Origin of the sequence: uncultured Duncaniella sp., assembly GCF_910577345.1 — a bacterium.
Lineage (GTDB): Bacteria > Bacteroidota > Bacteroidia > Bacteroidales > Muribaculaceae > Duncaniella.
The window spans coordinates 17,437-42,690 of record NZ_CAJTMT010000028.1 but is presented as its reverse complement, the minus strand read 5'-3'; the positions used below and the strand labels follow the sequence as shown (position 1 = coordinate 42,690).

Here is a 25,254-nt window from a genome sequence, read left to right as displayed (position 1 = left end):
TTCTAAAGGTGCGCTCAGGCCGATTGGTAACCGGCCGCAGAGTGTAATGGCACAAGCGCGCTTGACTGAGAGACTAACAAGTCGAACAGGTAGGAAACTAGAGCATAGTGATCCGGTGGTTCCGCATGGAAGGGCCATCGCTCAAAGGATAAAAGGTACTCCGGGGATAACAGGCTGATCCCTCCCAAGAGCTCATATCGACGGAGTGGTTTGGCACCTCGATGTCGGCTCGTCACATCCCGGGGCTGGAGAAGGTCCCAAGGGTTAGGCTGTTCGCCTATTAAAGTGGCACGCGAGCTGGGTTCAGAACGTCGTGAGACAGTTCGGTCTCTATCTGTTGTGGGCGCAGGAGATTTGCGAGGCCCCGACACTAGTACGAGAGGACCGTGTTGGACCGACCTCCGGTTTACCGGTTGTTCCGCCAGGAGCACCGCCGGGTAGCCGCGTCGGGTAAGGATAAGTGCTGAAAGCATCTAAGCACGAAGCCCCCCTCAAGATAAGATCTCCACACAAGGGCCGTTTAAGACGAAGACGTTGATAGGTCGCAGGTGCAGGCACGGTAACGTGCATAGCCGAGCGATACTAATCGCCCAAACCCTTTCTTGGGAGCAATCCCAAACAAACAGGCAGGATGAAACAAAGACTACACCTGCCGCTTCAAACGCTGAATCGCAACATCCACGGCAAACGTTGACAAAGCCTCTGGAAATCCGTCAGTGACTCGATGGAAAGACTGATTTACAAGTGAACGCACGATTCACTTCGCTTCTACAAGCCTCTTTTTTACCTTACACGGTGCGACTGTCTGACAGCCGCTTCCGAAAACCTTACTAAGGTGGCAATAGCGTGAGGGCTCCACCTCTTCCCATTCCGAACAGAGAAGTTAAACCTCACCACGTCGATGATACTGCGAAAGTGGGAAAGTAGATAACCGCCCCCTCTACCGACCGGAGCTGAAATGCGAAAGCATATCAGCTCCGGTCTTTTTTGTGTCTATATTTGCAAATTCGGCCATTGCCGTTTTGATGCTTAGGAGGATTTTTTGTAATTTTGCCTCAGTATATAACCTCATCAATAGCAAACGACAACACAATGGCTACAACTTTGGTTAACACCGATTTTCATTTCCCCGGACAGACAGCAGTCTATCACGGCAAAGTGCGCGACGTATATACCATCAATGACGACATCCTCGTGATGGTTGCCACTGACCGTATCTCGGCTTTCGACGTTATTCTTCCCAAGGGTATTCCTTACAAGGGACAGGCTCTCAATCAGATTGCCGCATCGTTTCTCGATGCCACCGCCGACATCGTCCCCAACTGGAAGCTCGCTGTTCCCGATCCCATGGTCACCGTGGGCTATCGCTGCGAAGGTCTCCGTCTTGAAATGATTATCCGTGGCTATCTCGCCGGCAGCGCCTGGCGCGACTATAAGAACGGAATGCGTGAAATCTGTGGCGTGAAGCTCCCCGAAGGCATGGTTGAGAACCAGGCATTCCCCGAGCCTATCATCACTCCCACCACCAAGGCTGATGCCGGTCATGATGAAAATATTTCCCGCGAGGAAGCTATCGCTCAGGGTATCGTCACTGAAGAGCAGTTCGACACAATGGCTGCATATACCCGCGCGCTCTTCAAGAAGGGCACAGAGATGGCAGCCAAGAAGGGCCTCATCCTCGTCGACACCAAATATGAATTCGGCCTCCGCGAAGGCAAGGTCATCCTCATCGACGAAATCCATACTCCCGACTCGTCGCGCTACTTCTATGCCGACGGCTACGAGGAGCGTCTTGCCAAGGGTGAACCCCAGCGTCAGCTCTCGAAGGAATTTGTGCGCGAATGGCTCATGGCCCACGATTTCATGGGCAAGGAAGGCCAGACAGTGCCCGAGATGACCGATGAGTTCTGCGAGGAAGTCTCAGAGCGCTATATCGAACTTTACGAGCACATCACCGGCGAGAAATTCGTCAAAGCTCCCGAAGAGCATCTTGCCGACAGAATAGCAAAGAATGTGCTTGATTGCCTTAATCAGTTAGGCAAGTAAAACTTATTAGGCTTTAAGTCTAATAAGCCTAATAGGTCTAATAAGCCTAATAAGCCTAATAGACACTTATACGTATTAGCCCTATTAGTCCTATTTGCCCTATCCGCCCTATCCGCCCTATAATTCCATCCGCCCTTCCATCCCCTGAAAAAAATGCAGGTTGAAAAGATTAACCCCTACACCGGCGATTCCCGCCATAAGTCCGAGCAGGTTCGTGAGATGTTCGATGCCATTGCACCGGCCTACGATTTCATGAACCGTGCAATGACTTTCGGCATTGACCGTCTGTGGCGCAGACGTGCGGTGAGGCTGATGCGCGACATCCCTCATGGCGATGTCCTCGACATCGCCACCGGAACGGGTGATCTTGCAATCCTCATGGCAGAGCGGCTCGACGGCTCACACGTCACCGGAGTCGATCTTTCAGAAGGGATGATTGAAATCGGACGGCGAAAGGTTGCCGAGAGAGGTCTGGACGGCCGTATAAGCCTCACCACCGGCGACTGCCTCGCTCTCCCTTTCCCCGACAATTCCTTCGATTGCATCACCTGTGCCTACGGTGTCAGGAACTTCGAGAATCTCGCAGCGGGATATAAGGAAATGGAGCGCGTCCTGCGCCCCGGAGGCCTGCTTGTGGTGCTGGAACTGTCCACACCTCCGTCGCCGGTTGTGAAGCCGTTCTACAGCCTCTACACGCGCTTCCTGATACCGACCGTAGGGCGCATGGTCTCGAAGGATACAAGGGCCTATAGCTACCTCCCCGAATCCATCGCCGCCGTCCCGCAGCGCGAGGAGATGTGTCGGGTGATGCGCGATGCCGGTCTGACCAATTGCCGCTACATCCCCCTCACATTCGGGACATGCACCATCTACACGGCCAAAGCACGATGAATTTATCTAAAACGAAACAATTATAATTCTAACCCTAATAAAACCCATAAATCTCATGGCAAACAACAATAACAACGCTAATGAAATAAAGATTGAACTCTCTCCCGAAGTTGCCCGTGGCATCTACTCCAACCTCGCTGTAATCTCACACGGCGGCAACGAGTTCTTCATGGACTTCATCACCATGGCTCCCAACATGCCCCAGGCAAAGGTACAGTCACGCATCATCATGACTCCCGAGAATGCCAAGAACCTCCTCGGCGCCCTCATGGAGAACGTGAAGAAATACGAAGCCACTTTCGGCGAAATCCGTCCCAAACGCCCCGTCAACATGGGTGGCAACAATGGCGGAAACGGCGAAATCCCCAACCCCTTCATCATGGGTGGCAAGGCTTGATAACTTATGCTTGATGCATAATTTATAATTCATAATAGGCATGGAAAACTTGAATTCAGCTCTTGTTCCATGCCTATTTTTAACTATCCGGGCTATATTGCCGTTATGAATTATGCATCATGAATCATGAATTAAAGAAAACTTATGATAGACAACAATTTTACCATCTATAACACCCTGACGCGCACCAAGGAGCTTTTCAAGCCCCTGCATGAGGGCCGGGTGGGCATGTATGTCTGCGGCCCGACCGTCTATGGCGACGGTCATCTTGGCCATGCGCGTCCTGCCATCACCTTCGACATCCTCTTCCGCTATCTGCGTCATCTCGGCTACAAAGTGCGTTATGTGCGCAACATCACCGATGTGGGTCACCTCGAACACGATGCTGACGACGGTGAGGACAAGATTGCAAAGAAAGCACGTCTCGAACAGCTCGAACCGATGGAAGTGGTGCAGCACTATCTGACCCGCTACCATAAGGCTATGGATGCCCTCAACGTGCTTCCTCCCTCAATCGAGCCTCATGCTTCGGGCCACATCATCGAGCAGATCGAATACATCAAGAAAATCCTTGACAGCGGTTATGCCTACATTTCCGACGGTTCGGTCTACTTCGACGTACCCAAATACAATAAGGAGCATCCCTACGGCAAGCTTTCGGGCCGCAACATCGACGAGCTTTATGCCAACACCCGCACTCTTGACGGTCAGGACCAGAAGCGTCATCCCGCCGATTTCGCGCTCTGGAAGAAGGCTGCACCCGAACATATCATGCACTGGCCCTCTCCCTGGAGCGAAGGCTTCCCCGGATGGCATCTCGAATGTTCGACAATGGGCGAGAAATACCTCGGCGAGACCTTTGACATTCACGGCGGAGGCATGGACCTCATGTTCCCCCACCACGAATGTGAGATCGCGCAGTCTGTGGCCCACAACGGCCATGACACCGTCCACTACTGGATGCACAACAACATGATTACCATCAACGGCAAGAAGATGGGCAAGTCGCTGGGTAATTTCATCACCCTTGACGAGTTCTTCAACGGCACACACCCGCTGCTCGAACAGCCCTATTCGCCGATGACCATACGCTTCTTTATCCTTCAGGCTCACTACCGTGGCACTGTAGACTTCTCCAACGAAGCCCTCAAGGCTTCCGAGAAGGCACTCGGACGTATGCTTGAAGGCTACCGCCGTCTGCAGGAACTGACCCCCTCCGCAGAGTCGACCATCGATGTCAGCGACATCCGCCGCAAATGCTACGAGGCTATGGACGACGACCTGAACACCCCGATGGTGATTGCCAATCTTTTCGATGCCCTCCGTCTGGTCAATCAGGTAAAGGATGGTCACGCCACAGCCACACTGGCCGACATCGACGAACTGAAATCCGTATTCGATACCTTCCTCGTCGACATCCTCGGTGTGCGCACAGAAATGGCCGGAAGCGGTGACAATTCCGAGGCTCTGCGTCCCTTCGAGGAGGCGGTCGACCTTCTCCTTGAAATGCGTGCCAAAGCCAAGGCCGCCAAGGATTGGGCAACCTCCGACCTTATCCGTGACCGCATGGCCTCTATCGGATTCACAGTCAAGGATACCAAAGACGGTGCCGAGTGGAAGCTAAGTTGATAACCGGCTACCTTAACTGGGCCGTTGAAACTTTTGACAGGTGGGGAGTGGGCGAAAGCCTGCTCCACACCTGTGCTACTCTATTGATAGCTGGTGGAGGTCTGCTGCTCGGATGGCTACTCTACTTCGTGCTGACACGCTATGTGATTCCCGGAGTGCTGAAGCTTGTCAGTTTCACCGAGGCGCGTTGGGACGATGTGCTTTTCAATGAGCGTCTGCTCCGCGTTGTGGCCGAACTCGCTTCCGTGTTGCTCATGCAAGCCACGGTTCCGCCCGCTCTTGAATACTATGCGACGCTCCAGAGCGTGGCCGTGCTGACATTCAAGATTCTTATAGTCTGCGTAGGTGTCCATCTCATCAACCGTTTTCTCATCGCGCTCTATGAGCTTGTCGAGCACACCTCTTCGGGGCGCACATCTTCGCTGAAGGGCATACGCCAGATGCTTCAGGTGATTGCGGTGTCGGTAGGTGTGATAATCATCATATCCATCCTTGCCGAAAAGAATCCTCTGACGGTCATCACCGGTCTCGGTGCAGCCGCGACAGTGCTGATGTTGGTCTTCAAGGATTCCATCATGGGTGTCGTGGCCGGAGTGCAGCTCACGCTCAACGACATGCTCCGCCCCGGCGACTGGATTACAGTCCCTGCCCGCAACATCAACGGTACCGTCCTCGAAGTTGGATTGACGACCGTCAAGGTGCAGAATTTCGACATGACGATTGTCACCGTCCCGCCCTATTCGCTCGTGAGCGAATCGTTCCAGAACTGGCGGGGCATGACCGATGCGCGCGGTCGCCGTGTCAACCGCGCGGTGACTATCGATGTCGACAGTGTTGATTTCTGTCCTCCGGAAAAAATCGAGGAATTCCGTCGCGAGGAGTGGTGGGGTGCGCTTGATGCAGATGTGCGCCATGTCAACCTGACCCTCTTCCGGGCCTATCTTGAGCACTACATATCGCAGCTCCCCGACTTGAAGACCGACCCGTCGATGGTCTATATGGTGCGCGAGCTTGCTCCGACTCCGCAGGGCATTCCGCTGGAGCTGTATCTGTTCACCTCCTTGACCTCATGGAAGCCCTACGAGCACTTTCAGGCGGCTGTCATCGACCATGTGCTCGCATCGGTCCACCGCTTCGGGCTGCGTGTCTATCAGGCTCCTTCCGGACGAGACATTGCCATGCTTGCCAACACTTATCCCAAACGTTTGTCTGAAACACTATGAAATATCGTAAATGTGGCCACAGCGGGGTTTTCCTGCCTGAAATCTCGCTCGGATTGTGGCATAATTTCGGTGGCACCGATGATTTTGACGAGGCGCGCCGCATGATTCTGACCGCTTTTGAGCGCGGAGTCTGCCATTTCGACCTCGCCAACAACTACGGTCCCCCTCCCGGCAGCGCCGAAATCACCTTCGGGCGCGTTCTGCGCGAGGACCTTGCCTCGCACCGCGACGAGCTGTTCATCTCCTCAAAAGCAGGTCATGATATGTGGCCTGGAGTCTACGGAACAGGCTCCTCGCGCAAGAATCTCATTGCATCGTGCGATGCGAGCCTCCGCCGGACCGGTCTGGAGTATTTTGATGTGTTCTACTCCCATCGCTACGACGGTGTCACCCCCGTGGAGGAAACGATGCAGGCATTGATTGATATTGTCCGTGCCGGAAAGGCTCTCTATGTCGGGATTTCCAAATATCCCCCCGCCGAGCAGCAGCGCGCCTACGACATCCTCCGCGACGCAAAGGTGCCATGTCTTCTGAGCCAATATCGCGCTTCGATGTTTGACCGCAAGGCCATTGATGAGAACTTCGGACCCGCAGCCGCCAATGGCAGCGGAATCATCTGTTTTTCGCCTCTCGCGCAGGGATTGCTGACCGACAGGTATCTCAACGGTATCCCTGCCGACAGCCGTGTTGCCAAAGGCGGTTTCCTCAAAGCCACGGATATCACTCCCGAAAAGGTCGATGCTGCGCGCCGTCTCAACGGGATTGCCGCCTCGCGTGGTCAGAGCCTTGCGCAGATGGCCATATCGTGGCTGCTTGCCGATGCCCGTGTGACATCCGTGATAATCGGTGCATCATCCGTGCGTCAGCTTGAAAATAATCTCGGAGCTCTCGATGGGCCGGAGTTCAATTCGGAAGAACTTAAGGAAATAGCAAAAATCATCTGTTGATTGCCTCCGTGCTATATCGGCAGGGGCGTTGACTCCACCATTATGCAAAAAAACAAACGAGAAGATGATATCACATCGTCTTCTCGCTTAGATAATAAACCAATCATTATCACATTTCTTGCAATGGAAAAAGTAATTTTGCTATGTACTTATAAAACGTGCGACGACCCGAATGGTTCTCGGCAAAATGAAAAAATATTTATTTTATTTTAAAATTGTTGTCAACTCCCCGAAAAATAGCTAATTTAGCAATCCGAAAAATTTCACTTGAAACCGACGTTTTAACATTGTTTCCGATGCCTGTGCGTCATTGTTGCCCATGTGTGGCACTATCTTTGCAATGTTAAATCTATGGAATATAATAAATAACGACATAAACTATGGCAAAGAAAGAAGCAACTATAAAGGGAGCCAAGGAGAAGGAAACCGATCCCGCAAAGGCGAAGCTCAACGCTCTCGCCCAGGCTCTCGGCAACATCGAGAAGAATTTTGGCCGTGGAGCCATCATGAAACTCGGTGACGAGAACATCGAGAATGTGGAGGTCATCCCGACCGGCTCGATAGGTCTCAACCACGCTCTCGGAGTGGGTGGCTACCCCAAGGGACGAATCATTGAAATCTACGGTCCGGAATCGTCAGGTAAGACCACTCTTGCCATCCATGCCATCGCCGAGGCACAGAAGGCCGGAGGTATCGCCGCCATCATTGACGCCGAACATGCCTTTGACCGTTTCTATGCCGAGAAACTCGGTGTGGATGTCAACAACCTCCTCATGGCCCAGCCCGACAATGGCGAGCAGGCCCTTGAGATTGCCGAACAGCTCATCCGTTCGTCGGCCATCGACATCCTCGTCATCGACTCTGTTGCGGCGCTTACTCCCAAGAGTGAGATTGACGGTGATATGGGCGACAAGAACGTAGGCGTTCAGGCACGACTCATGTCGCAGGCAATGCGTAAGCTCACCGGCACCATCTCACGCACCAACACCACTTGTATCTTCATCAACCAGCTCCGTGAAAAAATCGGTGTGATGTTCGGTCCGTCCGAGACAACCACCGGTGGTAACGCACTTAAGTTCTACGCCTCTGTCCGTATCGACATCCGCCCCAGCACAGCCATCAAGGACGGTGACGACGTTCTTGGCAAGCTCACCAAGGTAAAGGTTGTGAAAAACAAGGTTGCGCCCCCCTTCAAGCGTGCCGAGTTCGACATCATGTTTGGCGAAGGTATCTCGCGCAGCGGTGAGATCGTTGACCTCGGCGTTGAGCTTGGTATCATCAAGAAGAGCGGTTCATGGTTCTCCTACAATGATTCTAAACTCGCTCAGGGACGCGATGCAGCCAAGCGTGTCATCCAGGACAATCCCGAACTCGCCGATGAACTCGAAGGTCTCATCATGGACGCCCTCAAGAGCAAGGACTCCCGTCCCGGCAGCAAGAAGGAGGCTCCCAAGAAGAAGGAGGAGGCTGCTCCCGCCGATGCCGACGAACCTACAGCCGACGACATCAAGGCCGTCGACGATTCCCTCTTCGACGACGAAGACCTCCCCGACGACTTCTCAATCGAAGAAGACATCTGATAAAAGTCCTCTCCCCTGATAAATATAGCGGGAAGGGCACATAAAGACATAAGGGCAAAAGAAACAGAAGATTTTATAATTCAGATATACATAAAAATATGTCTGATAACTTAAAATCTTCTGTTTCTTTTGCCCTTATGTCTTTATGTACCTTTCTCCAGCATTTGCATTTCATCTTCTCGCTCTGATGGCGAGGAGGCGGTGTCCGAGGCGGCAGTAGAGGCATTTGCGCGTCTGGCAATAGTTGCGGCGTAGATGGATGAGAGCTTGTGATGTGAACGCATTCTTGCAAGGAATACCCGCATTCATGAACAGTGTCACGATTGAATTGCTCTCGGCCGGAATCTCATGCAGCAGCTCTACGGCACGGCCGCAGAGGGCTTCATCGCCGTGCATGGTTCCGTAGGCCATCATTAGTGGAACAGCCACATTTATCAGCAGAATGTCCACCGAGCTTCGGCTGAGACATTCGTAGGTACGTTCGCTTCCGGGACCGAAAGTGAAATGCGTGGCCCAGTAGCCCGTAAGCGGTTCGGAGAATATCGCCCTTAGTTCCTCGATGTTTTCTGCCTCCACAATCCTTCGGACCAGACGGGAATCGGTGGCCACGAGCCGGGCGAGGAGTGCTATGCGTCTGTGTGGGAAATTGTGAGGGCGCATCCGGGCCATTTTCCATCCGAGAGGCTGGAGAGGTTTCAGAGAGAATTTATGGGCGAAAAACTTATGCTCACGTTCGAGTAGTTCGACGTAGGGGTCGCACTTTGGAGCCTTCTCCAGAAATCCACCTTGACCGAACAGCAGAGCTTCTATCGCTGCTTCCGAATCGCTGTGTTTACGCAGGAAGTGAAGTGGAAGCGACATTGCCAGCCTCTCCATCGGCTCGGAATTTGTGCCGAAGCCGAGTGCGCGGGCGAGGATGACGTAGCAGGTCTGTTCCCAGTCACCGGCATATTGCTTCATCAGCTCCTCGATATGGTCAGCTTTGGAATATATGCGTTCGTAGGCCAGGGAAGTCAGCCAGTCGGTCAGATGCAGGGGCGTGAGCGACGGCAGTTCCCGCGCGCAAGGGAGGTCTATGTCCGCGCGGTCAACCAGTTCGTGATAGCGGATATGGAACTCCGGCGAACAGGCCATCTGCATCTGCGGAATTACCTCGCCGTTCGAGCGGCATATCTGTGAGTCATCTTTGTCGACAACATGCAAGACGACTGAATCGTAAGCCTTGTCACCATCGTGGTGATGACGGTGCCAGTCGCTTGCACGGACATGCACCTCCACGTCGCCGACCCAAAGATGCTCCCCGATTTTTACTTTGGCGTTGAAAAAGTCAGGCCCCGCATCGGTGTTGAGCCGACCGGGGTCTATGACAGATACCTTGCGACCGTCCACAGTGACTAAATCAGTCTGCACAAGCAGCCGATGTTGCCACACATATTGCATCAGTCGCTCCATGGTTTGAGAGAGGATTTTGAGGAGGTTAATAATGAAGTTGGGAAGGGGGAATTAGATAAGCCTAATAGGGGAAATAGATAAGTCAGATAGGAAAAATAGATAAGTCAAATAAGTCAAATAAGCCTAATAATCAATATTTTATCCAAGGTCTATTGGGCTTATTTGCCCTATTGGGCCTATTAGGCCTATTAGGCTTATTAATCCTATCACCCCTATCACCCTTATCCCTTTCTTTAAAGCTCGTCGGCGATTCTATTGAAAGCAACCATCTTGAGGGCTGTTTCGGCGGCTTCGGTGCCCTTGTTTCCGAGTTTGCCACCGGCACGGTCGAGGGCCTGCTGCTCTTCGTTGACGGTCAGCACTCCGAAAATGACGGGGATGTCGCAGTCGGCATTGAGCTGGGTCATGCCCTGGGTGACACTCTGACAAACATAATCGAAATGCGGAGTGTCGCCTTTGATGACACAGCCGATTATGATGATGGCATCAAAATTGCCTGATTCAATGAGTTTCGAGGCAGCGAAAGTCAGCTCCACAGCTCCGGGAACGCTTACGACTGCAATATCATCGTCCGAAAGGCCGTTGGCACGCAGAAGTTCCACCGCACCGTCGCGGAGAGCACCGGTGATGTGGCCGTTCCATTCGGCAACAGCGATTGCGATTCTTACATCTTCAAGTTTCGGGAGAGCGCTTTGGGGTGTAAACTGTGACATAGTTATCAATAAGGTTGATGATTTTTTTTGTACGTTTTGATTCTTTGTAATCGTATATTGAGGGATTCACCCGGCATTGTAGGGACGCGCTGTAGCGCGTATGCCCGATGAACTCCAAATATCATTGTTCAAATTCCTGTCACACCGTCATTTCGGGAAAATCTTGTGCCAGATACCCAAAATGTCAAGCGACGAGCTCTTGGCATTGAACAGGATGTCGACAATCCTGCGGTGCTCCTCGGTCGCGTTTATCTTGGTCGCCTTATGGAGCATGGTGTTGAGCAGATGTATGCCCTTATCCTTCATCGCATTCACCTTGAGCATAGCCTCGCCGAGCGAAATCGACAAACGCAATTGACGCAGTGTGAACTCAGGCTCGATTTTGGTGAGATACTTGAGTGCGCGGGTGTAGTATTGCATTGCCTCGCGGTGCCGTCCCATCTGTGCAAGGGTATCCCCCTCAGAAGTTATCGAATCGACAAGACGGCCTGTGGCTTCGCTGACCCCCTCATTGACCTGATGGAGATATGTGGAGGTCGCCACCTGATAGTGGGCGAGAAGTTCGGCCTGCTTCACGCGGTTGCGGTAAGTAGCGGTGACAGCGTTGACAGCCATGAGATGAGGGCTGGCATAACGCTCCGGATTCGTCTTTGCAAGACGCTCGAAAATCTTCAGTGCCTTGGACAGCTCACGTTCAGCCTGCTTGTACTCCTTGCGTTGGGTGTGGAGGAAAGCGATGTCATAGAGGAGTGCGCCGAGTATCTGGAGGAAAGGCTCATCCTTGCGCTTGGCCTCTTGGGAAAGCAGTGTCAGGGTAGACGCAGCCGAAGCCATTGCCGATTCCATATCCTCCTTTTCGATGAAGAGGGCCGTCAGTATCTGCATCAGTGCCGCATGGATGTCGAGAAGATGGTGGTCTTCCTCACCCGAGCGGGTGATGAGTGCGTCGATTTCCTCCAACCCCTGGATAGCCTTATCGATTTCGCCGCGCTCAACCATTTCGATTGCCGTCGAACGGAGAAAATCGTAAGCGGTATCAAACTCCACCTCGCCGATGGCATGGCGGATTTCCGACATCGCACGGTTGCGCTTAACGAGGGAGCGCAGTGCTGATATATCGGTGGTCGGCTTGGAAAACACGCCTTCAAGTGAAATTGCTTTCATGTATGCAGATTTATTATATTATCCTGATTCGTTTTATCCGGCAGTAGTGGTGGGCCGGTCTCAGCGGGTGCAGGGATGGCTGATTGACGTGGCAAGTTCGCTGTGGGCGGTCTCGTTGCCGTAGGCCATGATGTCGTCGGCATCGCGTCGGCCCTCTGTGAGAGCGCGGACGATTCCGGCAAGCGCACCGGCGCTCCATTGGAATTCAGTGTTGGTGGTCGGGTGACATTCGAGTGTCCAAGACTTGTCACCGTCGAAGAATCGCATCACTTTCGATTTGGGGTCGAGGTGGAGGAAACGGCGGCAGTAGAAAAGTATGTGGTCCTTGAATATCGCTTCCATGTCGGTCTCCGGGAAGATGGCGCGGATGTCGGCATCACGTCCGACAACGAGGTCGGCCAGTTCGAGACAGTCAAACACCGACGGCATCACTCGTGTGATGCGCGGCACCTGATGGGCCTCGAAGTAGGGGAGGTAGACGAGGTATGCCTTGCGGGCCTTGGCATGTTTGAGCAGGTCGAGCACACGTGCGTGGTCCCGCTCTTCGAGTGTCATATAGGATCCGTAGATGACTATATCACCCTCCTCTACGCGGGGCCAGACGGCATTGACCGGCTCTTCGGGATAGTTGCTGTGGTCCACGGTTGTCGAGGGGTCACCTCCGGCAAACACTCTCACGGGGCTTACTCCTTCGGTGAAACGGTCGACCGACTCGGTGCCGACATTGGCGTCCTCAAGATATTTGAGGATATGGTCGCCCACTGTTCCGGCTGCGGCCTCGCCGACCCAGATGGTCGGGAGTTCCATGCGTCCGTCAATCACGGCTGCATTGACAGCCCAGTCGCCCACGCCGGTCTCGGCATGGCCGTCGGCACACAGCGAGACGTTGAGTGCCAGTTCTCCGATGTAGATAGCCTTGTTCATTTATCTGCTTCCTTTCGTGATTTATGCCCGAGGTAGCCTCCGTGGTGACGTTTGGCATAGCCTTCGGCTGTAAAGTCTGTTAAACGTGTGACGTTGACCACAAGCACATCGCCCATCACGCTCATGACGGTTGTGGATGTGGTCGGGGTCAGGCCGAGGGGACACACCTCTTCGGCACCCCCTGTCAAGAGTGTAACGTCTGCCAATCGTGTAAGTTCACTCTCTGCATTTCCCGTAATCGCTATGATGGGGATATGCGGATAGAGCCGTCTGGCGATTGCCACCAGTTCGAGGACCTCGCGGGTCGAGCCTGAATTGGAGACGAGCAGCATCACATCGTCGGGCTGGAGGACACCGATGTCGCCGTGCTGCGCTTCCGAGGGGTGGAGGCTGACTGCAGGGGTGCCTGTCGACGAAAACTTGGTCGCGATGTTGAGGGCTATCTGCCCTGCCTTGCCCATCCCCGAAGCGACGAGCTTACCACCGCGGCGGTGTACATGCTCTATGATTAGACCGACGGCCTTGTCATAGGCGTCGCTGTATGGAATCGCTTGAAGCGCACGGGCCTCTGCCTCTATTACCTGCCTCATCGACTCCTCTATGGTGAGTTGATGCATGACTTTTGAGTTACCTTATTCGAATCTTAATCTAACTTAGTATGTTGTGTTTTTATTGGAAACAGTATCGGGAAAGAGCGGTTCTGACGTTAGGAATCGTCGCTCTTCTCCTTGCAAATGTACGGATTTTAACCTAACCCTACAAACTAAACGGATTTTTTTGTAATTTTGCACTTTAAGCAAACGATAAAATTATGAAAATCGCTCTTATAGGATATGGAAAGATGGGCCACGCCATCGAGCGCATCGCCCGTGAACGCGGCCACGAGATAGTGTCGGTCATCGATGTCAACAACAACGCCGACATCGAGGGTGAGGCTTTCGCCTCGGCTGATGCCGCAATCGAGTTCACCACTCCCGCCACCGCCCCCGACAATGTGATGCGCGCCGCCGCCGCCGGTGTGCCGGTCGTCTGCGGTTCCACCGGATGGGCCGCGCGCCGCGATGAGGTCGAGAAACGCGTCAGCGAAGTTGAAGGTGCTCTCCTCGCATCGAGCAACTTTTCAATCGGTGTAAACGTTTTCAACATCATCAACCGCAAACTTGCGGCCCTCATGAGCCATCTTCCCCAGTATATGCCCCACATGTATGAGACTCACCACGTCCACAAGCTCGACCATCCTTCAGGCACGGCAATTACCCTTGCCGAAGGAATCATCGCCGAGAATGAGCGCGTGAACTCCTGGGCTGACGAAGGCATGGTGTGGATCGACGAGACCAACGCCTCCAAGACTCCGCAGGAGATAGAGGCTTCAATCGAGAAACCCGCCATGGAGCCTGACGCTCTTCCTGTGCTCAGTTTCCGCGAGGGTGAGGTCCCCGGCACACATACCGTCGACTGGGACTCGCCCGTCGATTGCATCTCGATTACCCACCGCGCCAAGAGCCGCGACGGATTCGCCCTCGGAGCTGTCATGGCCGCCGAATGGATCGCCGGACGCAAGGGCATCTTCACCATCGACGAAATGATGGCTGAACTCCTCTGATAGCATTCTCTCAAATCAATCCTTATCATCTCCTCGAAACCATACACATTGACAATGACCAACACAAACGATTCACAGAAAGAATCCATGAATTTCACCGAGGATTTCATCTGCCGTGTGAAAGCCAACCGCACAAGCCGCTGGATACGTTTCGGCCTCGTGTCGCTCATCTTTTTCCTCTGGGTGGCATGGCTCGGTAGCTGGTGGGTGGCACTTTTCTGGTTCCTGCTTTTCGACATCTACATCACCGGCTACATTCCCCTGACATGGTGGAAGAAGTCGAAGAGCGCTGCCGTGCGCGGTGTGATGAGCTGGGTCGACGCGATTGTCTACGCGCTGATTCTCGTCTACTTCGTCTTTACCTTCGTCGGGCAGAACTATCAGATTCCGTCCTCCTCGCTGGAGAAGTCGCTGCTCGTGGGTGACTATCTGTGGGTCAACAAGATGGCCTACGGACCCCGTGTCCCCATGACACCTGTCCATTTCCCCCTCGTGCAGAACACCTTCCCCATCATCAACACCAAGTCATATCTGGAAACTCCCCAGTGGAGCTACAAGCGACTCAAAGGGCTTGGCGATGTGAAGCGTGGCGACATCGTCGTGTTCAACTTCCCTGCCGGCGACACTGTGGCTGTAAAGGTGCAGAATCCCGACTACTACACGCTCGTGAAGATGTATGGCCGCGATGCCATCTACAATAATCCCCAGACTTTCGGCGAGGTCATCTACCGTCCCGTCGACCGCAGGGAGAACTATGTGAAGCGCGCCGTGGGACTTCCAGGTGAGCGCATCAAGATTGTCGACGGCATTATCTACATCAACGGTGAGGCTATCAAGCAGCCCGAGAATGTCCAGTACAACTATTATTTCCAGCTCAAGCAGGGTGGCATGACCGAGGCCGCATGGGATGAGCTCGGTGTCTCGCTTGACGACCGCCATGAGGTTCCGGTCACAACAGAAGATCTTCCCGGCATCAGTTCGCTCGGGTTCATCGTGAACCCTGACGGCTCGGTGCCTTCAATCTACGCATCACCCCTCACTCCCGCCATGGTCAAGGCTCTCGAAGCCGATCCCAACCTTGCCAAACTGATGAAGATGCCCGCACCGAAGGGTGAGCCTCTCTATCCCGACGTGGTCAGCGAGGACTGGACACGTTCGGATTACGGTGAGCTGTGGATTCCCAAGAAGGGTGTGAGCCTTAAGATGGGTCCGCGCGCATGGCAGATTTATGGCCGTGTAATCAAGGACTATGAGGGTAATTCCGATGCCGAATTCCGCGACGGCAAGCTCTATATCAACGGTCAACCGCAGGACAGCTATACTTTCAAGATGGACTACTACTTCATGATGGGCGACAACCGCGACAATTCGCTCGACTCGCGCTACTGGGGCTTCGTGCCCGAGGACCACATCGTGGGCCGTCCCGAACGTGTGCTTATCTCCTTCGACAAGGATCGTTCGCTCTTCAACGGCGGTGTCCGCTGGGACCGTATATTCCGCAGCGCCAACGTGGATGAGTATTAAAGTATAGAGGGTAAAGTATAGAGTATAGAGAAGGGCTGATGAATTTCGAGAAGGATATAACGGTGATTCCGCCTCTGTTCTGCGGGTCGATCGGGCATTATCTGCATGTCCGGTCATCGGACGCGACAGTGATTGACTGGGGACGCAGGTTTGACAAGCGTTTCAAGGACACTCACCGTTTTGCCATAGCCGACACCCGTGGGAGGCTTGAACTGACCGTCCCCGTTGCCAAGCCCGAGAGCAGCCGTTGCTCGTGGGGCGATGTCCGCATCTCCGACCATGGAAAGTGGTGGGATGTCCACCGCGTGGCGCTTGAGAGTGCCTACGGGCGCACACCCTTCTTTGAATTCTATTTCGACAAGCTCCTGCCGATGCTCACTCCCGGAGTGGAGGAGCGTTTCCCGCTTCTCCGCGACCTCTCGGATGCCTGGGACGGTTGGATACGTTCGCTCCTCCTCCTTCCTGCACCTTTGCAGCAGGATGAGCTGGCCGATGGATGCATTCAAGAGCGTAGTCAACCACATTCTGCCTCCTGCATCGATGAGGCCGGTCAACTTCCGGTTGACTTGCCTCCGTATTGGCAGGTCAGGGCCGATAAACTCGGTTTCATTTCCGGCCTATCAGTCCTCGATCTCATTTTCAATCTCGGTCCCGAGGCTGTCCTCTATCTCGACCGGCTATCCCGATGAGGAGGATGAAATCAGTTTCACGTCAGTGCTGAAATTTCCGGCCGGTTTGAAAAATCTTTAACGTCAGAATATCAAAAAATAACGTCAGAACATAAAACATTATGAGAGTCATTGATTATCTCACAGCCAATACCGGCTCTACGGCCTTCTCTTTCGAGATTCTTCCCCCTCTGAAGGGCAACAGTATTGAAAAAGTCTATAATATCATCGACAAACTGCGTGAGTTTGATCCGAAGTATATCAACATCACATCCCACCGCAGCGAAATGATATTCAAGGAGATGCCTGATGGTAGCTACCGTCCGCAGAAACTGCGCAAACGCCCGGGATCGGTGGCCATAGCCTCGGCCATACAGAACAAGTATGGCATAATCGCCGTCCCTCATATCATCTGCAAGGGTTTCACACGCGAGGAGACCGAATATGCCTTGATTGATCTCAATTTCCTTGGTGTGCATGACTTGTTGCTGCTGCGTGGCGACACCAAGGGCCCCGAGAAGTCCGATGACCCTGCGAAAATCAATCTCCATGCAACTGACCTTCAGTCGCAGGTCAATGATTTCAACCGTGGTATCTATGCCGACGGTGAACGCTTTGAGGCCAACGCCACCCCCTTCAGCTACGGCATGGCCTGCTATCCTGAAAAACATGAAGAGGCTCCGAATATGGAATCTGACCTCTACTATGCCAAGCAGAAAGTGGAAGCGGGAGCCGATTATCTCGTGACGCAGATGTTTTTTGACAATGAGAAATACTATGCCTTTGTCGATCGTTGCCGTCAGGCCGGAATCACAGTCCCCATTGTTCCGGGCATAAAACCTGTGGTGTTCAAGAATCAGCTTAATGTGCTTCCGAGGGTGTTCCGTTCCGACATCCCCGAGCCTTTTGCCTCTGAGTTGCGCAAATGTGCCAACGATGCAGAGGTGAAGGAGGTTGGTGTGGAATGGTGTATCAACCAGTGCCGCGACCTCATTTCCCACGGCGTTCCCAGCATCCACTTCTACACCCTAATGGCCTCCGACTCCGTCCGCCGCATCGCCCAAGCCATCTACTGACCCTAAGGCATTCTCTCTGGAAAGGTACATAAGTTCTTGAAGGAAGGGTACATAGGCTCTGGATGGAAGGGTACATAAAGACAGAAGGTCAGAAGGGACATAAGTTTTTTTATTGTCAATTAATTATGCTATTAATTAATATGATTGTTTAATTAATATGATTATTATCAATTAATATTATCCTATCAATTAATATGAATACTGTCTATTAATGTGAAATTGCTTGATAAATAATATCTTATGTCCCTTCTGACCTTCTGTCTTTATGTGCCCTTCCAGCCAGAGTCTATGTGCCCTTCCATCCAAAGGATTTTACTGTCTCTGAAAAAGACGGTATTTGCGTTTGATTTCTATTCTTTCTGAGCCGAAATTAATGATTAGCCCATTGTTGATTCCGGTGGTTTGCAGATAATTGACCAATTGCATCTCATGGGACTTATCAATCGACTCTGCGACTTTCAATTCAATAATCACACTATCGTTTACTAATATATCGGCACGATAATGTCCTACGCAGATGCCACGATAATAGACTTCAACAGGCTTTTCCTTTTCAGCTTTCAGACCTTTCGAACTCATTTCTACCATCAAGGCATTAAGGTAGACCATTTCCAAGTAGCCGACACCAAGCGTCCTCTTGACCACCACAGCACAATCAATAATTGTCTTAATAATAGCCTCAATTTCCTGATTATTCAGTCTCATGTTGTTCTTGATATTATTCATCGGCTCCATATTATTCATCGGCCCTATATTCATCGCCTGATTATTAATTATATTATCCGGTAATTATTGTTATCCGGTAATTGTTGTTAATTGTACAATGCCTGCTCAAAAACTAAATCAGAATATCAGCTGAATAAAAACCTTATGTCTCTTCTGACCTTCTGTCTTTATGTGCCTTTCCAGCAAGAACCTATGTACCTTTCCATCCAGGACTGTTTTATCGGAGGGAGTCGAGGAGGGCGGGGGTGGGGGATTTGTAGTTGGTGATGGGGAGGTGGATTTTCATGAGCTCTTCGAGGGGACGCATCTCTGAAGCAATCTCGGCAGGAATTGGCATTTTGGAATACTGTGCGAAGTATTGCAGACAAGCGTCGCGCCACCATTTCGCATCCTTTAGCTGGGTTGCCAGACGTGTTTCAACATCGGCATACAGTTCGGGAGAGATGTAAGGCTCTGCCTTTTCCCATGTCTGCTGATACTCCTCAACCTTTTCAACACCTCTCTGATAGGCTATGCACAGTTCTTCCCATAAGGTATTGCCTGATTTCATCCTGTGACTCCAGGGAACATGGTGGAACCACAGCAGGAACTCCTCAGGGCAAGTCTCCACCGACGCGAGTTGAGAGCGGAGCGGTTCAGGGTATTGTCCCACCGCATTGCTTCCCGAAGGCGAACGGTCGAAGCCGAGACCGATGCTGTCGGCGCGGTGATAGTATTTCGGAAGCCAGTCAGGACGTGCACCTTCAACGTCGCACCACGGTTCCGGCCCGTAATGATGGCCGAAAGCGAAGAGGTGGTGAAGGCCGAGGGGCATCATATAGTCAACCACAGCCTCACGGCTTGTGTCGAACATGCCGAGGAGTGATTCATACACATCCTCCGGAGTCCGGGCCTTGTCCACGAGCGCCATCGAAAGCCATTCGTCGGCAATCTGTGTCGATGTCAGTTGTGGATTCCACGCGAGACGTCCGAAGGCATACCAGTTGGCCTGCGCTAGAGGATGGCCGGTCCAGTTGTCATCATCGCCGATGTTGGCAACTCCGGCAATGGCATCAAACGGTTGCACATAGTCGAAAAATTCCGTCCACATCGGGGCGAGATACGCGAGATGGTTGGCATGGCCGAGGTATTCCTGTGTAATCTGGAATTCAGCCATCACATCGGTCTGCGCCATTGCGCTGAAAAGCGGTGAATATGGTTCGCGCGGTTGGAAATCCACCGGGCCGTTCTTTATCTGGATTATGACATTGTCGGCAAACTTCCCGTCGAGGGGCTGGAATTCGAGATAAGCCTGCTTCGCGCGGTCGGCATCAGCGGGCGAATAGACGAACGCGCGCCACATCACCACGCCGTCGTGAGGCTTCAATGCTTCCGCAAGCATATTCGCACCGTCGGCATGTGTGCGTCCGAAATCCATCGGGCCGGGTTGACCCTCCGAGTTGGCCTTGACAAGGAAACCTCCGAAATCGGGGATGAGGCTGTAGATTTCATCAGCCTTGCCGGTCCACCATTTGACCACCTCCGGATTGAGCGGGTCGGCGGTAGGGAGTGAGTCGAGAACCATTGGCGATGCAAAGTTGACGGAAAGATAAACCTTTATTCCATACGGACGGAAGATGTCGGCAAGGACTGCGACCTTTTTCAGATACTCTTCCGAAAGGATTTTCGGTGAAGCGTTGACATTGTTGAGCACCGCACCGTTGATTCCGATTGCCGCATTGGCGCGGGCATATTCCTCGTAGCGTGGCGAGACGCTGTCGGGGAGCTCTTCCCATTTCCACAACGATTTTCCCGCATAGCCTCGCTCGATTGTACCGTTGAGGTTGTCCCAATGATTGAGGAGGCGCAAATCATAGAAAGGACTCTCTTCAACCCTCCCGTCGCGACCGAGTTCAGGGTTCCGGAGAAGGGCGTAGACACCGTAGAGTATGCCGAGGTCATCGGGAGCGTAGATGTCAACCTGCGAGTCGCTCTGACTGATGGCAAAGCCGTTTTTGCCGATGGCATCTCCATCGGTTGTACGGTGGATGTTGACCGGCGCGCCATCCCAGTGGCCACGCAGTTCACGGCAGGCTATGTCGATGGTCGGTGAGGAAATACCCTCGTCAACGCAGACCTGTCCCTTATCGGTGGAGGCGTATGGCAGCCAGCTTATCGTCCCTTTTGCGGCGTTGCCTGTGTCGGCTGAACCGCAGGAGATGAGTGACAGCAGGAATATGATATATAGAAACTTTATATGTCGCATGGTCAAGGTGGAAATTTAAAGAGTGAGAGGATTGAAAGATGGATTAATTGATGGATTATATAGCTGATTTGGCAAATTTATTGGTCGAAATAGTTACTGAGCCAACCTTTTGACCTCCCTATCGGTTTAAGAGTAACATCAACCACCAAACAGAAAAGTCATGAAACGAATAGCAGCAATAGCACTTTCAGCAGCAATAGCCGGTTCGACCTTAATGGTCGGACAGACTAACGTGTCGTTTTGGATGGACCTTGGAGGTGCAGGAGTCAGCGTGAATCACTCGACAGGGCATCGCCCGCCGCCCCCTCCTCCTCGACGTGTAGTCCATTATGTTGACTACGGTTGGGATGGCCCCTCGCATCACTATGGCAAGCACCACAGCAAGAAGCTGAAGAAGAGATATAAGGAATATCGCAAGGCCCAGAAGAAATACTACAAGGAGGTCTACAAGCACCATAAACGTCACAGCCGCCATCATTGGGACGACGATTGATAGTTTATCTCCCATCATGGGAGATATAAAAGAACAAAAGTTCAAAAAGCACAAAAGAGCATAAGAGACAAAAGAATTTTATAATATATCATATAGATGTAACTATCTATTTTGTAGAAATATATCTTTTGTTTCTTATGCACTTTTTTTGTGTCAAAAACGGGCTGCCTAAGCCTTTTCGTCAAAAGCATCGCCGCCACCGTCGATGGTGAGGATGCGGCCCTCGTCATCGTAGGTGAGTTCGCATACCTTCAGGCTGCGGAGCCACGACTTGCCGCCGGAGGGGACACTGTCGTGATGGAAGAGATACCACTTGCCACCGTATTCAATGATGCAGTGGTGGGTGGTCCAGCCTACGACCGGAGTAAGGATTTCACCGCCATAGACGAAGGGTCCGTAGGGGTTGTCGCCGACGGCGTAGCAGAGCAGATGGCTGTCACCGGTGGAATAGGAGAGATAATACTTGCCATTGTACTTATGCACCCACGAAGCCTCGAAGAAGCGGTGAGGGTCATTTGCCTTTAGCGGATTGCCCTCGGCATCGAGAATGACGATTGGGCGCGGTTCCTCGGCAAACTGGAGCATGTCCTTGCTCAGACGCACGCAGCGCGAGGGAAGGGCGGGTTCGTCGCCTTCGGGCAGATAGGCCGATTCGAGGGCCTTGTTGTCCTTGTAGCGCTGGAGCTGTCCGCCCCACAGACCACCGAAGTAGAGATAGTATTCGCCATTGTCTGGCAGAACACAGATGTCCATCGAGTAGGACCCTCGGATGGGGTCGGGCTGGGGGATGAAGGGGCCTTCTGGACGGTCGGCCACGGCCACGCCTATGCGGAAGATGTCGTTCTTGTCCTTCAGGGGGAAATAGAGGTAATATTTGCCATCCTTTTCGGTGCAGTCGCAGTCCCAGAGCTGACGGCCTGCCCAGGGAATGTCGGCGATGTCGAGAGCCTTGCCGTGGTCGGTGACCTTACCTGTCATGGGATCACCGTCGATGGAGAGGACGTGCATGTCCTTCATGACATACTGGTCGCCATTGTCGTTCTCGACATTCTCACATTCCCAGTCGTGGGAGGGGTAGATATAGATGCGGCCGTTGAACACATGCACACTCGGGTCGGCCATATAGTCATCGGGGAAGAGATAACGTTTTTCGGGATTCAGGGGTTTCATTTATCTTGATTGGTTGGTTAGACGGAAATATTAGGAGATACAGAAGAACATAAGTTCAGAAGTGACAGAAGTTATATTTTCAGAGATGCCGGAAGGAAGTAACAGAAGTTATTTTTGTAGACGGTATGGAAAATGACTGAATTTTCCATCTGAAATAATCTTTTGTTCCTTATGTTCTCTTTTGTCCTTTTGTATCTAAAAAGTTCAGATTTGCCTATCGGAAGCGTTGTCGAGGCGGTTCTGCATGAAGGGTTTCAGGTTGCAGTCGCGGTCGAAGAGGAGGGGATATTCCACGCGGCCCTTCATCGGGAAATCGTTTTTCCACGACATGCCGTCGTGTGTGCCCCAGGCTGTCACGCGGGTTATCACGTCCTTGTGACGGAGGAAGATGTCGGTGACAGAGTCCATGCGGCTGTTCCAGCGGTCGGCTATGTCGGCGGGCAGTCCGTCAGGATAGGGATTGAAGAGGGTGTTGTAGACAACGCTGTCCGACACATTGGCGCTGTGGCTGATTGTCGGGAGCGCACTCATGTCCCATTCGGTTATCATCACATTGCAGCCTGTCGAGGCAAAGGCTTCGATTGACTCCTCGAATTCCTTGAAATCGGGGTAGTCCATGCCCATGTGGCTCTGCATACCGATGGCATCAACGCGCAGACCTTTTGACTTCATGTCGTTTACGAGTCTGACGTAGGCCTCACGCTTGGCAGGCATGTTCATGCCGTAGTCGTTGATATACAGTTCGGCGTCCGGATCGGCCTCATGGGCGTATTGGAAAGCGAGGGGAATGAACTCTTCGCCGAGAATTTCATAGAAGGGTGACTTGCGGTAGCTTCCGTCCCCCTCGATGGCTTCGTTGACCACGTCCCAACCCTTGATTTTGCCCTTGTAGCGGGTCATGACTGTGGTGATGTGGTCACGCATACGTTCTTTCAGCACGTCCGCACTGACGTATGCGCCTGTGGAGTCCACCGGAAACCAGGGTGCAAGCTGCGAGTGCCATATCAGGGTGTGGCCGATGATGGCCATGTTGTTCCTTACTCCGTAGTCCACGAAAGCGTCCGCATCATCCCAGAAGTAGGTCCCCTCGGCGGGGTGGATTTCCTCGCACTTCATGCAATTCTCGGCCACGATGGAATTGAAGTGACGGCGCACGATGGAGTCGGAAGCGGGGTCAAGTCCTTTGACATGGTTCATGTTGATTGCCGCACCGATGAGGAAGTCGTCGGCGAAGTGGTCTTTGAGCGTTGGGGTCTGCTTTTCGGTGGTGCAGGATGCAAGGGTTAGCAATGAGGCCACCGACAGGGGGAGAAGTGACAGTTTCATGATTGGTAATTTCGGGTGTATGGTTAGTTTCTCGGTGTATGGTTAGTTTCTCGATTCGATTTCGCGGTTGATACGGTCAATCACGTCATCGTCAAGTTCATAGCGCGAGATGATGAACATGGCAAGTCCGAGGAGCAGCGCGGGAATTACGGCAACGAGCCAGAGGATGCCCTGCTGCGCGAAGGGTGTCTGCGTGAGAGCTTCCTTCTCGAAGCCCACGAAGGCGAGGACGAGTCCGGGGACCACGCCGCCGAGGGCCATACCGGCCTTGTAGAATATGCCGGTGAGGGCGTTGACAATTCCGGAAATGCGTCGCCCGTGGGTGTACTCGCCGTAGGAGATTACTTCCGGAACGAGCGCCCACATGTAACCGGTAGCTACGATGACACCGGTCGATTTGATGAACTGGGCGATGTAGACGAGAATCATATACTGCTTAAGGGCCTCTATCATGGAGATGGCGTAGAGCATAGCCATGCCAATGATTGCCACGATGAGGAAGATGTAGAACATCCCCTTCTTGCCGACCATCTTCTTGATGGCAGGAATCATCGGCATGAAGATGAAGGCGGGAATTGAGCCGAGACCCATGAAGACGGAGAGTTCGGCTGCTGAACCACCGAGGTTATATTGGATATAGTAGGCTCCGGCGGCGTTGCCTATGGCCATCATTGCGAATGCTGTCACGAAAAAGAAGGCAAGGATGCGGAGGGGGCGGTTGTGGACAAATTCCATCCAGAGGTCGGCCACCTTGACATTTTCGGTCTCCTTTGAGTCCATGACCACACGTTCGCGGCACTGCGAGAAGCAGAAGAGAAGCAGGGCGAGGCCCACACAGCCGTAGATGGCCATTGTGGCAAACCAGGCGCTGTCGTTCATCGACATGTCGGTTGACTCTGTCGGGTCGAACATGCGAAGCACAAAGGGGATACCCATGCCGACTGCGAGACCGCCGACATTGGCCATGAACATGCGCACCGATGTGAGTTTGGTAATCTCGGCGGTGTCGCGGGTGAGCGATGCGTTGAGCGCACCGTAGGGGACGTTGACGAGGGTGTAGCACATCGAAAGTCCGACGTAGGTTATGTATGCGTAGAGCAGCGAACCGGAAAATCCGTTCCAGAAGCAGAGGAGGGCGAAACCGGTGAGGGGAATGCCGCCGAGGACGAGGTAGGCACGGTATTTTCCGAGGCGAGGATTATGCTTGTCGACGAAGGTGCCGACGAGCGGGTCCCAGATGACATCGACGATTCTGACTATCAGAAACATCACCGCTGCCACGGCCGGAGCGAGACCGTAGACGTTGGTGTAGAAGAACAGCAGATACATGCTGATTGTCTGATAGATGAGGTTCTGCGCGAGGTCGCCCGAACCGAAGCCTATGCACTGCAGCATGGACAGTTTGTAGAAGCCCTTGGCTTCCTGGGATTTCGTTATGTTGATGCTTGCTTCCATGG

General features: G+C 52.8%; 21 protein-coding genes, 2 rRNA genes and 1 pseudogene. 14 read left to right on the top strand and 10 right to left on the bottom strand.

Features of this window, described 5'->3' with window-relative positions; translation table 11 throughout:
• The 9 genes and pseudogenes from QZ310_RS11125 to recA all read left to right on the top strand — a co-directional run.
• Positions 1-607 (top strand): 23S ribosomal RNA (locus QZ310_RS11125); the annotation flags it as partial.
• Between the two features lie 224 nt (positions 608-831).
• Positions 832-940 (top strand): 5S ribosomal RNA (gene rrf / locus QZ310_RS11120).
• A gap of 152 nt (positions 941-1,092) precedes the next feature.
• Positions 1,093-2,046 (top strand): phosphoribosylaminoimidazolesuccinocarboxamide synthase, encoded by a 954-nt coding sequence (locus QZ310_RS11115; protein ID WP_297072780.1) that lies wholly within the window; start codon positions 1,093-1,095, stop codon positions 2,044-2,046.
• Between the two features lie 153 nt (positions 2,047-2,199).
• A complete protein-coding gene (gene ubiE / locus QZ310_RS11110; protein WP_297072778.1) occupies positions 2,200-2,937 on the top strand; it encodes a bifunctional demethylmenaquinone methyltransferase/2-methoxy-6-polyprenyl-1,4-benzoquinol methylase UbiE in 738 nt (245 codons plus the stop codon).
• A gap of 55 nt (positions 2,938-2,992) precedes the next feature.
• The gene (locus QZ310_RS11105) at positions 2,993-3,334 is read left to right on the top strand and encodes a DUF3467 domain-containing protein (RefSeq protein ID WP_297072776.1); all 342 of its coding nucleotides are present in this window, start codon (positions 2,993-2,995) and stop codon (positions 3,332-3,334) included.
• Positions 3,335-3,481: 147 nt separating this feature from the next.
• Positions 3,482-4,963 (top strand): cysteine--tRNA ligase, encoded by a 1,482-nt coding sequence (gene cysS / locus QZ310_RS11100; RefSeq protein WP_297072788.1) that lies wholly within the window; start codon positions 3,482-3,484, stop codon positions 4,961-4,963.
• Positions 4,948-6,186: a mechanosensitive ion channel domain-containing protein gene (locus tag QZ310_RS11095; protein WP_297072774.1), complete on the top strand. Its 1,239-nt coding sequence runs from the start codon at positions 4,948-4,950 to the stop codon at positions 6,184-6,186. The genes cysS and QZ310_RS11095 overlap by 16 nt, the downstream gene beginning before the upstream one ends.
• Complete coding sequence (locus QZ310_RS11090; protein WP_297072772.1) at positions 6,183-7,133, top strand: aldo/keto reductase; 951 nt, start codon at positions 6,183-6,185, stop codon at positions 7,131-7,133. The genes QZ310_RS11095 and QZ310_RS11090 overlap by 4 nt, the downstream gene beginning before the upstream one ends.
• A 380-nt stretch (positions 7,134-7,513) precedes the next feature.
• A pseudogene (gene recA, locus QZ310_RS11085) lies at positions 7,514-8,551 on the top strand (recombinase RecA); the annotation flags it as partial.
• A 333-nt stretch (positions 8,552-8,884) separates the two neighbouring features.
• On the opposite strand, the gene QZ310_RS11080 reads toward recA, so the two are convergent.
• From QZ310_RS11080 to QZ310_RS11060, 5 genes are all read right to left on the bottom strand, one after another.
• On the bottom strand, positions 8,885-10,165 hold the full coding sequence (locus QZ310_RS11080) for a DUF2851 family protein (protein ID WP_297072770.1): 1,281 nt from the start codon (positions 10,163-10,165) through the stop codon (positions 8,885-8,887).
• 233 nt (positions 10,166-10,398) lie between these two features.
• Complete coding sequence (gene ribH / locus QZ310_RS11075) at positions 10,399-10,878, bottom strand: 6,7-dimethyl-8-ribityllumazine synthase (RefSeq protein ID WP_297072768.1); 480 nt, start codon at positions 10,876-10,878, stop codon at positions 10,399-10,401.
• A 147-nt stretch (positions 10,879-11,025) separates the two neighbouring features.
• Positions 11,026-12,042 (bottom strand): hypothetical protein, encoded by a 1,017-nt coding sequence (locus QZ310_RS11070; protein ID WP_297072766.1) that lies wholly within the window; start codon positions 12,040-12,042, stop codon positions 11,026-11,028.
• 60 nt (positions 12,043-12,102) lie between these two features.
• Positions 12,103-12,966: a hypothetical protein gene (locus QZ310_RS11065; RefSeq protein ID WP_297072764.1), complete on the bottom strand. Its 864-nt coding sequence runs from the start codon at positions 12,964-12,966 to the stop codon at positions 12,103-12,105.
• The gene (locus QZ310_RS11060; protein WP_297072786.1) at positions 12,963-13,568 is read right to left on the bottom strand and encodes an SIS domain-containing protein; all 606 of its coding nucleotides are present in this window, start codon (positions 13,566-13,568) and stop codon (positions 12,963-12,965) included. The genes QZ310_RS11065 and QZ310_RS11060 overlap by 4 nt, the downstream gene beginning before the upstream one ends.
• A 209-nt stretch (positions 13,569-13,777) precedes the next feature.
• Between QZ310_RS11060 and QZ310_RS11055 the strand changes: the two genes are divergently transcribed.
• The 4 genes from QZ310_RS11055 (at position 13,778) to metF (ending at position 17,837) form a co-directional block, all read left to right on the top strand.
• Complete coding sequence (locus QZ310_RS11055; RefSeq protein WP_297072762.1) at positions 13,778-14,569, top strand: dihydrodipicolinate reductase C-terminal domain-containing protein; 792 nt, start codon at positions 13,778-13,780, stop codon at positions 14,567-14,569.
• Positions 14,570-14,656: 87 nt separating this feature from the next.
• Positions 14,657-16,093 carry a signal peptidase I gene (gene lepB / locus QZ310_RS11050; protein ID WP_297072784.1) on the top strand — a complete coding sequence of 479 codons (1,437 nt, stop codon included), beginning with the start codon at positions 14,657-14,659 and terminating at the stop codon, positions 16,091-16,093.
• Between the two features lie 38 nt (positions 16,094-16,131).
• Entirely contained in the window at positions 16,132-16,782 is a 651-nt protein-coding gene (locus QZ310_RS11045; protein ID WP_297072760.1) for a WbqC family protein, read from the top strand.
• A 101-nt stretch (positions 16,783-16,883) separates the two neighbouring features.
• Positions 16,884-17,837: a methylenetetrahydrofolate reductase [NAD(P)H] gene (gene metF, locus QZ310_RS11040; protein WP_297072759.1), complete on the top strand. Its 954-nt coding sequence runs from the start codon at positions 16,884-16,886 to the stop codon at positions 17,835-17,837.
• Positions 17,838-18,149: 312 nt separating this feature from the next.
• On the opposite strand, the gene QZ310_RS11035 is transcribed toward metF, so the two are convergent.
• Both QZ310_RS11035 and QZ310_RS11030 read right to left on the bottom strand, forming a co-directional pair.
• Entirely contained in the window at positions 18,150-18,542 is a 393-nt protein-coding gene (locus tag QZ310_RS11035) for a GxxExxY protein (RefSeq protein ID WP_297072757.1), read from the bottom strand.
• Between the two features lie 238 nt (positions 18,543-18,780).
• Complete coding sequence (locus QZ310_RS11030; protein ID WP_297072755.1) at positions 18,781-20,808, bottom strand: alpha-glucuronidase; 2,028 nt, start codon at positions 20,806-20,808, stop codon at positions 18,781-18,783.
• 160 nt (positions 20,809-20,968) lie between these two features.
• Here QZ310_RS11030 and QZ310_RS11025 point away from each other — a divergent pair, with 160 nt between their 5' ends.
• On the top strand, positions 20,969-21,301 hold the full coding sequence (locus QZ310_RS11025) for a hypothetical protein (protein ID WP_297072753.1): 333 nt from the start codon (positions 20,969-20,971) through the stop codon (positions 21,299-21,301).
• Between the two features lie 168 nt (positions 21,302-21,469).
• Here the strand turns inward: QZ310_RS11025 and QZ310_RS11020 are convergent, their stop codons facing one another.
• The 3 genes from QZ310_RS11020 to QZ310_RS11010 form a co-directional block, all read right to left on the bottom strand.
• Positions 21,470-22,462 (bottom strand): glycoside hydrolase family 43 protein, encoded by a 993-nt coding sequence (locus QZ310_RS11020; RefSeq protein ID WP_297072782.1) that lies wholly within the window; start codon positions 22,460-22,462, stop codon positions 21,470-21,472.
• 213 nt (positions 22,463-22,675) lie between these two features.
• Positions 22,676-23,797: an endo-1,4-beta-xylanase gene (locus QZ310_RS11015; protein ID WP_297072751.1), complete on the bottom strand. Its 1,122-nt coding sequence runs from the start codon at positions 23,795-23,797 to the stop codon at positions 22,676-22,678.
• Between the two features lie 42 nt (positions 23,798-23,839).
• Positions 23,840-25,252: an MFS transporter gene (locus QZ310_RS11010; RefSeq protein ID WP_297072750.1), complete on the bottom strand. Its 1,413-nt coding sequence runs from the start codon at positions 25,250-25,252 to the stop codon at positions 23,840-23,842.
• Between the last annotated feature and the right edge of the window lie 2 nt (positions 25,253-25,254).

What these genes read in the sequence shown, in the direction of transcription:
- QZ310_RS11030 (WP_297072755.1), bottom strand. Translation starts at nt 20,808, where the DNA reads ATGCGACATATAAAGTTTCTATATATCATATTCCTGCTGTCACTCATC.
- QZ310_RS11065 (WP_297072764.1), bottom strand. Translation starts at nt 12,966, where the DNA reads ATGAACAAGGCTATCTACATCGGAGAACTGGCACTCAACGTCTCGCTG.
- QZ310_RS11105 (WP_297072776.1), top strand. Translation starts at nt 2,993, where the DNA reads ATGGCAAACAACAATAACAACGCTAATGAAATAAAGATTGAACTCTCT.
- QZ310_RS11090 (WP_297072772.1), top strand. Translation starts at nt 6,183, where the DNA reads ATGAAATATCGTAAATGTGGCCACAGCGGGGTTTTCCTGCCTGAAATC.
- QZ310_RS11035 (WP_297072757.1), bottom strand. Translation starts at nt 18,542, where the DNA reads ATGAGACTGAATAATCAGGAAATTGAGGCTATTATTAAGACAATTATT.
- metF (WP_297072759.1), top strand. Translation starts at nt 16,884, where the DNA reads ATGAGAGTCATTGATTATCTCACAGCCAATACCGGCTCTACGGCCTTC.
- QZ310_RS11010 (WP_297072750.1), bottom strand. Translation starts at nt 25,252, where the DNA reads ATGGAAGCAAGCATCAACATAACGAAATCCCAGGAAGCCAAGGGCTTC.
- QZ310_RS11115 (WP_297072780.1), top strand. Translation starts at nt 1,093, where the DNA reads ATGGCTACAACTTTGGTTAACACCGATTTTCATTTCCCCGGACAGACA.
- ribH (WP_297072768.1), bottom strand. Translation starts at nt 10,878, where the DNA reads ATGTCACAGTTTACACCCCAAAGCGCTCTCCCGAAACTTGAAGATGTA.
- QZ310_RS11015 (WP_297072751.1), bottom strand. Translation starts at nt 23,797, where the DNA reads ATGAAACTGTCACTTCTCCCCCTGTCGGTGGCCTCATTGCTAACCCTT.
- QZ310_RS11070 (WP_297072766.1), bottom strand. Translation starts at nt 12,042, where the DNA reads ATGAAAGCAATTTCACTTGAAGGCGTGTTTTCCAAGCCGACCACCGAT.
- QZ310_RS11080 (WP_297072770.1), bottom strand. Translation starts at nt 10,165, where the DNA reads ATGGAGCGACTGATGCAATATGTGTGGCAACATCGGCTGCTTGTGCAG.
- lepB (WP_297072784.1), top strand. Translation starts at nt 14,657, where the DNA reads ATGAATTTCACCGAGGATTTCATCTGCCGTGTGAAAGCCAACCGCACA.
- QZ310_RS11025 (WP_297072753.1), top strand. Translation starts at nt 20,969, where the DNA reads ATGAAACGAATAGCAGCAATAGCACTTTCAGCAGCAATAGCCGGTTCG.
- ubiE (WP_297072778.1), top strand. Translation starts at nt 2,200, where the DNA reads ATGCAGGTTGAAAAGATTAACCCCTACACCGGCGATTCCCGCCATAAG.
- QZ310_RS11055 (WP_297072762.1), top strand. Translation starts at nt 13,778, where the DNA reads ATGAAAATCGCTCTTATAGGATATGGAAAGATGGGCCACGCCATCGAG.
- QZ310_RS11045 (WP_297072760.1), top strand. Translation starts at nt 16,132, where the DNA reads ATGAATTTCGAGAAGGATATAACGGTGATTCCGCCTCTGTTCTGCGGG.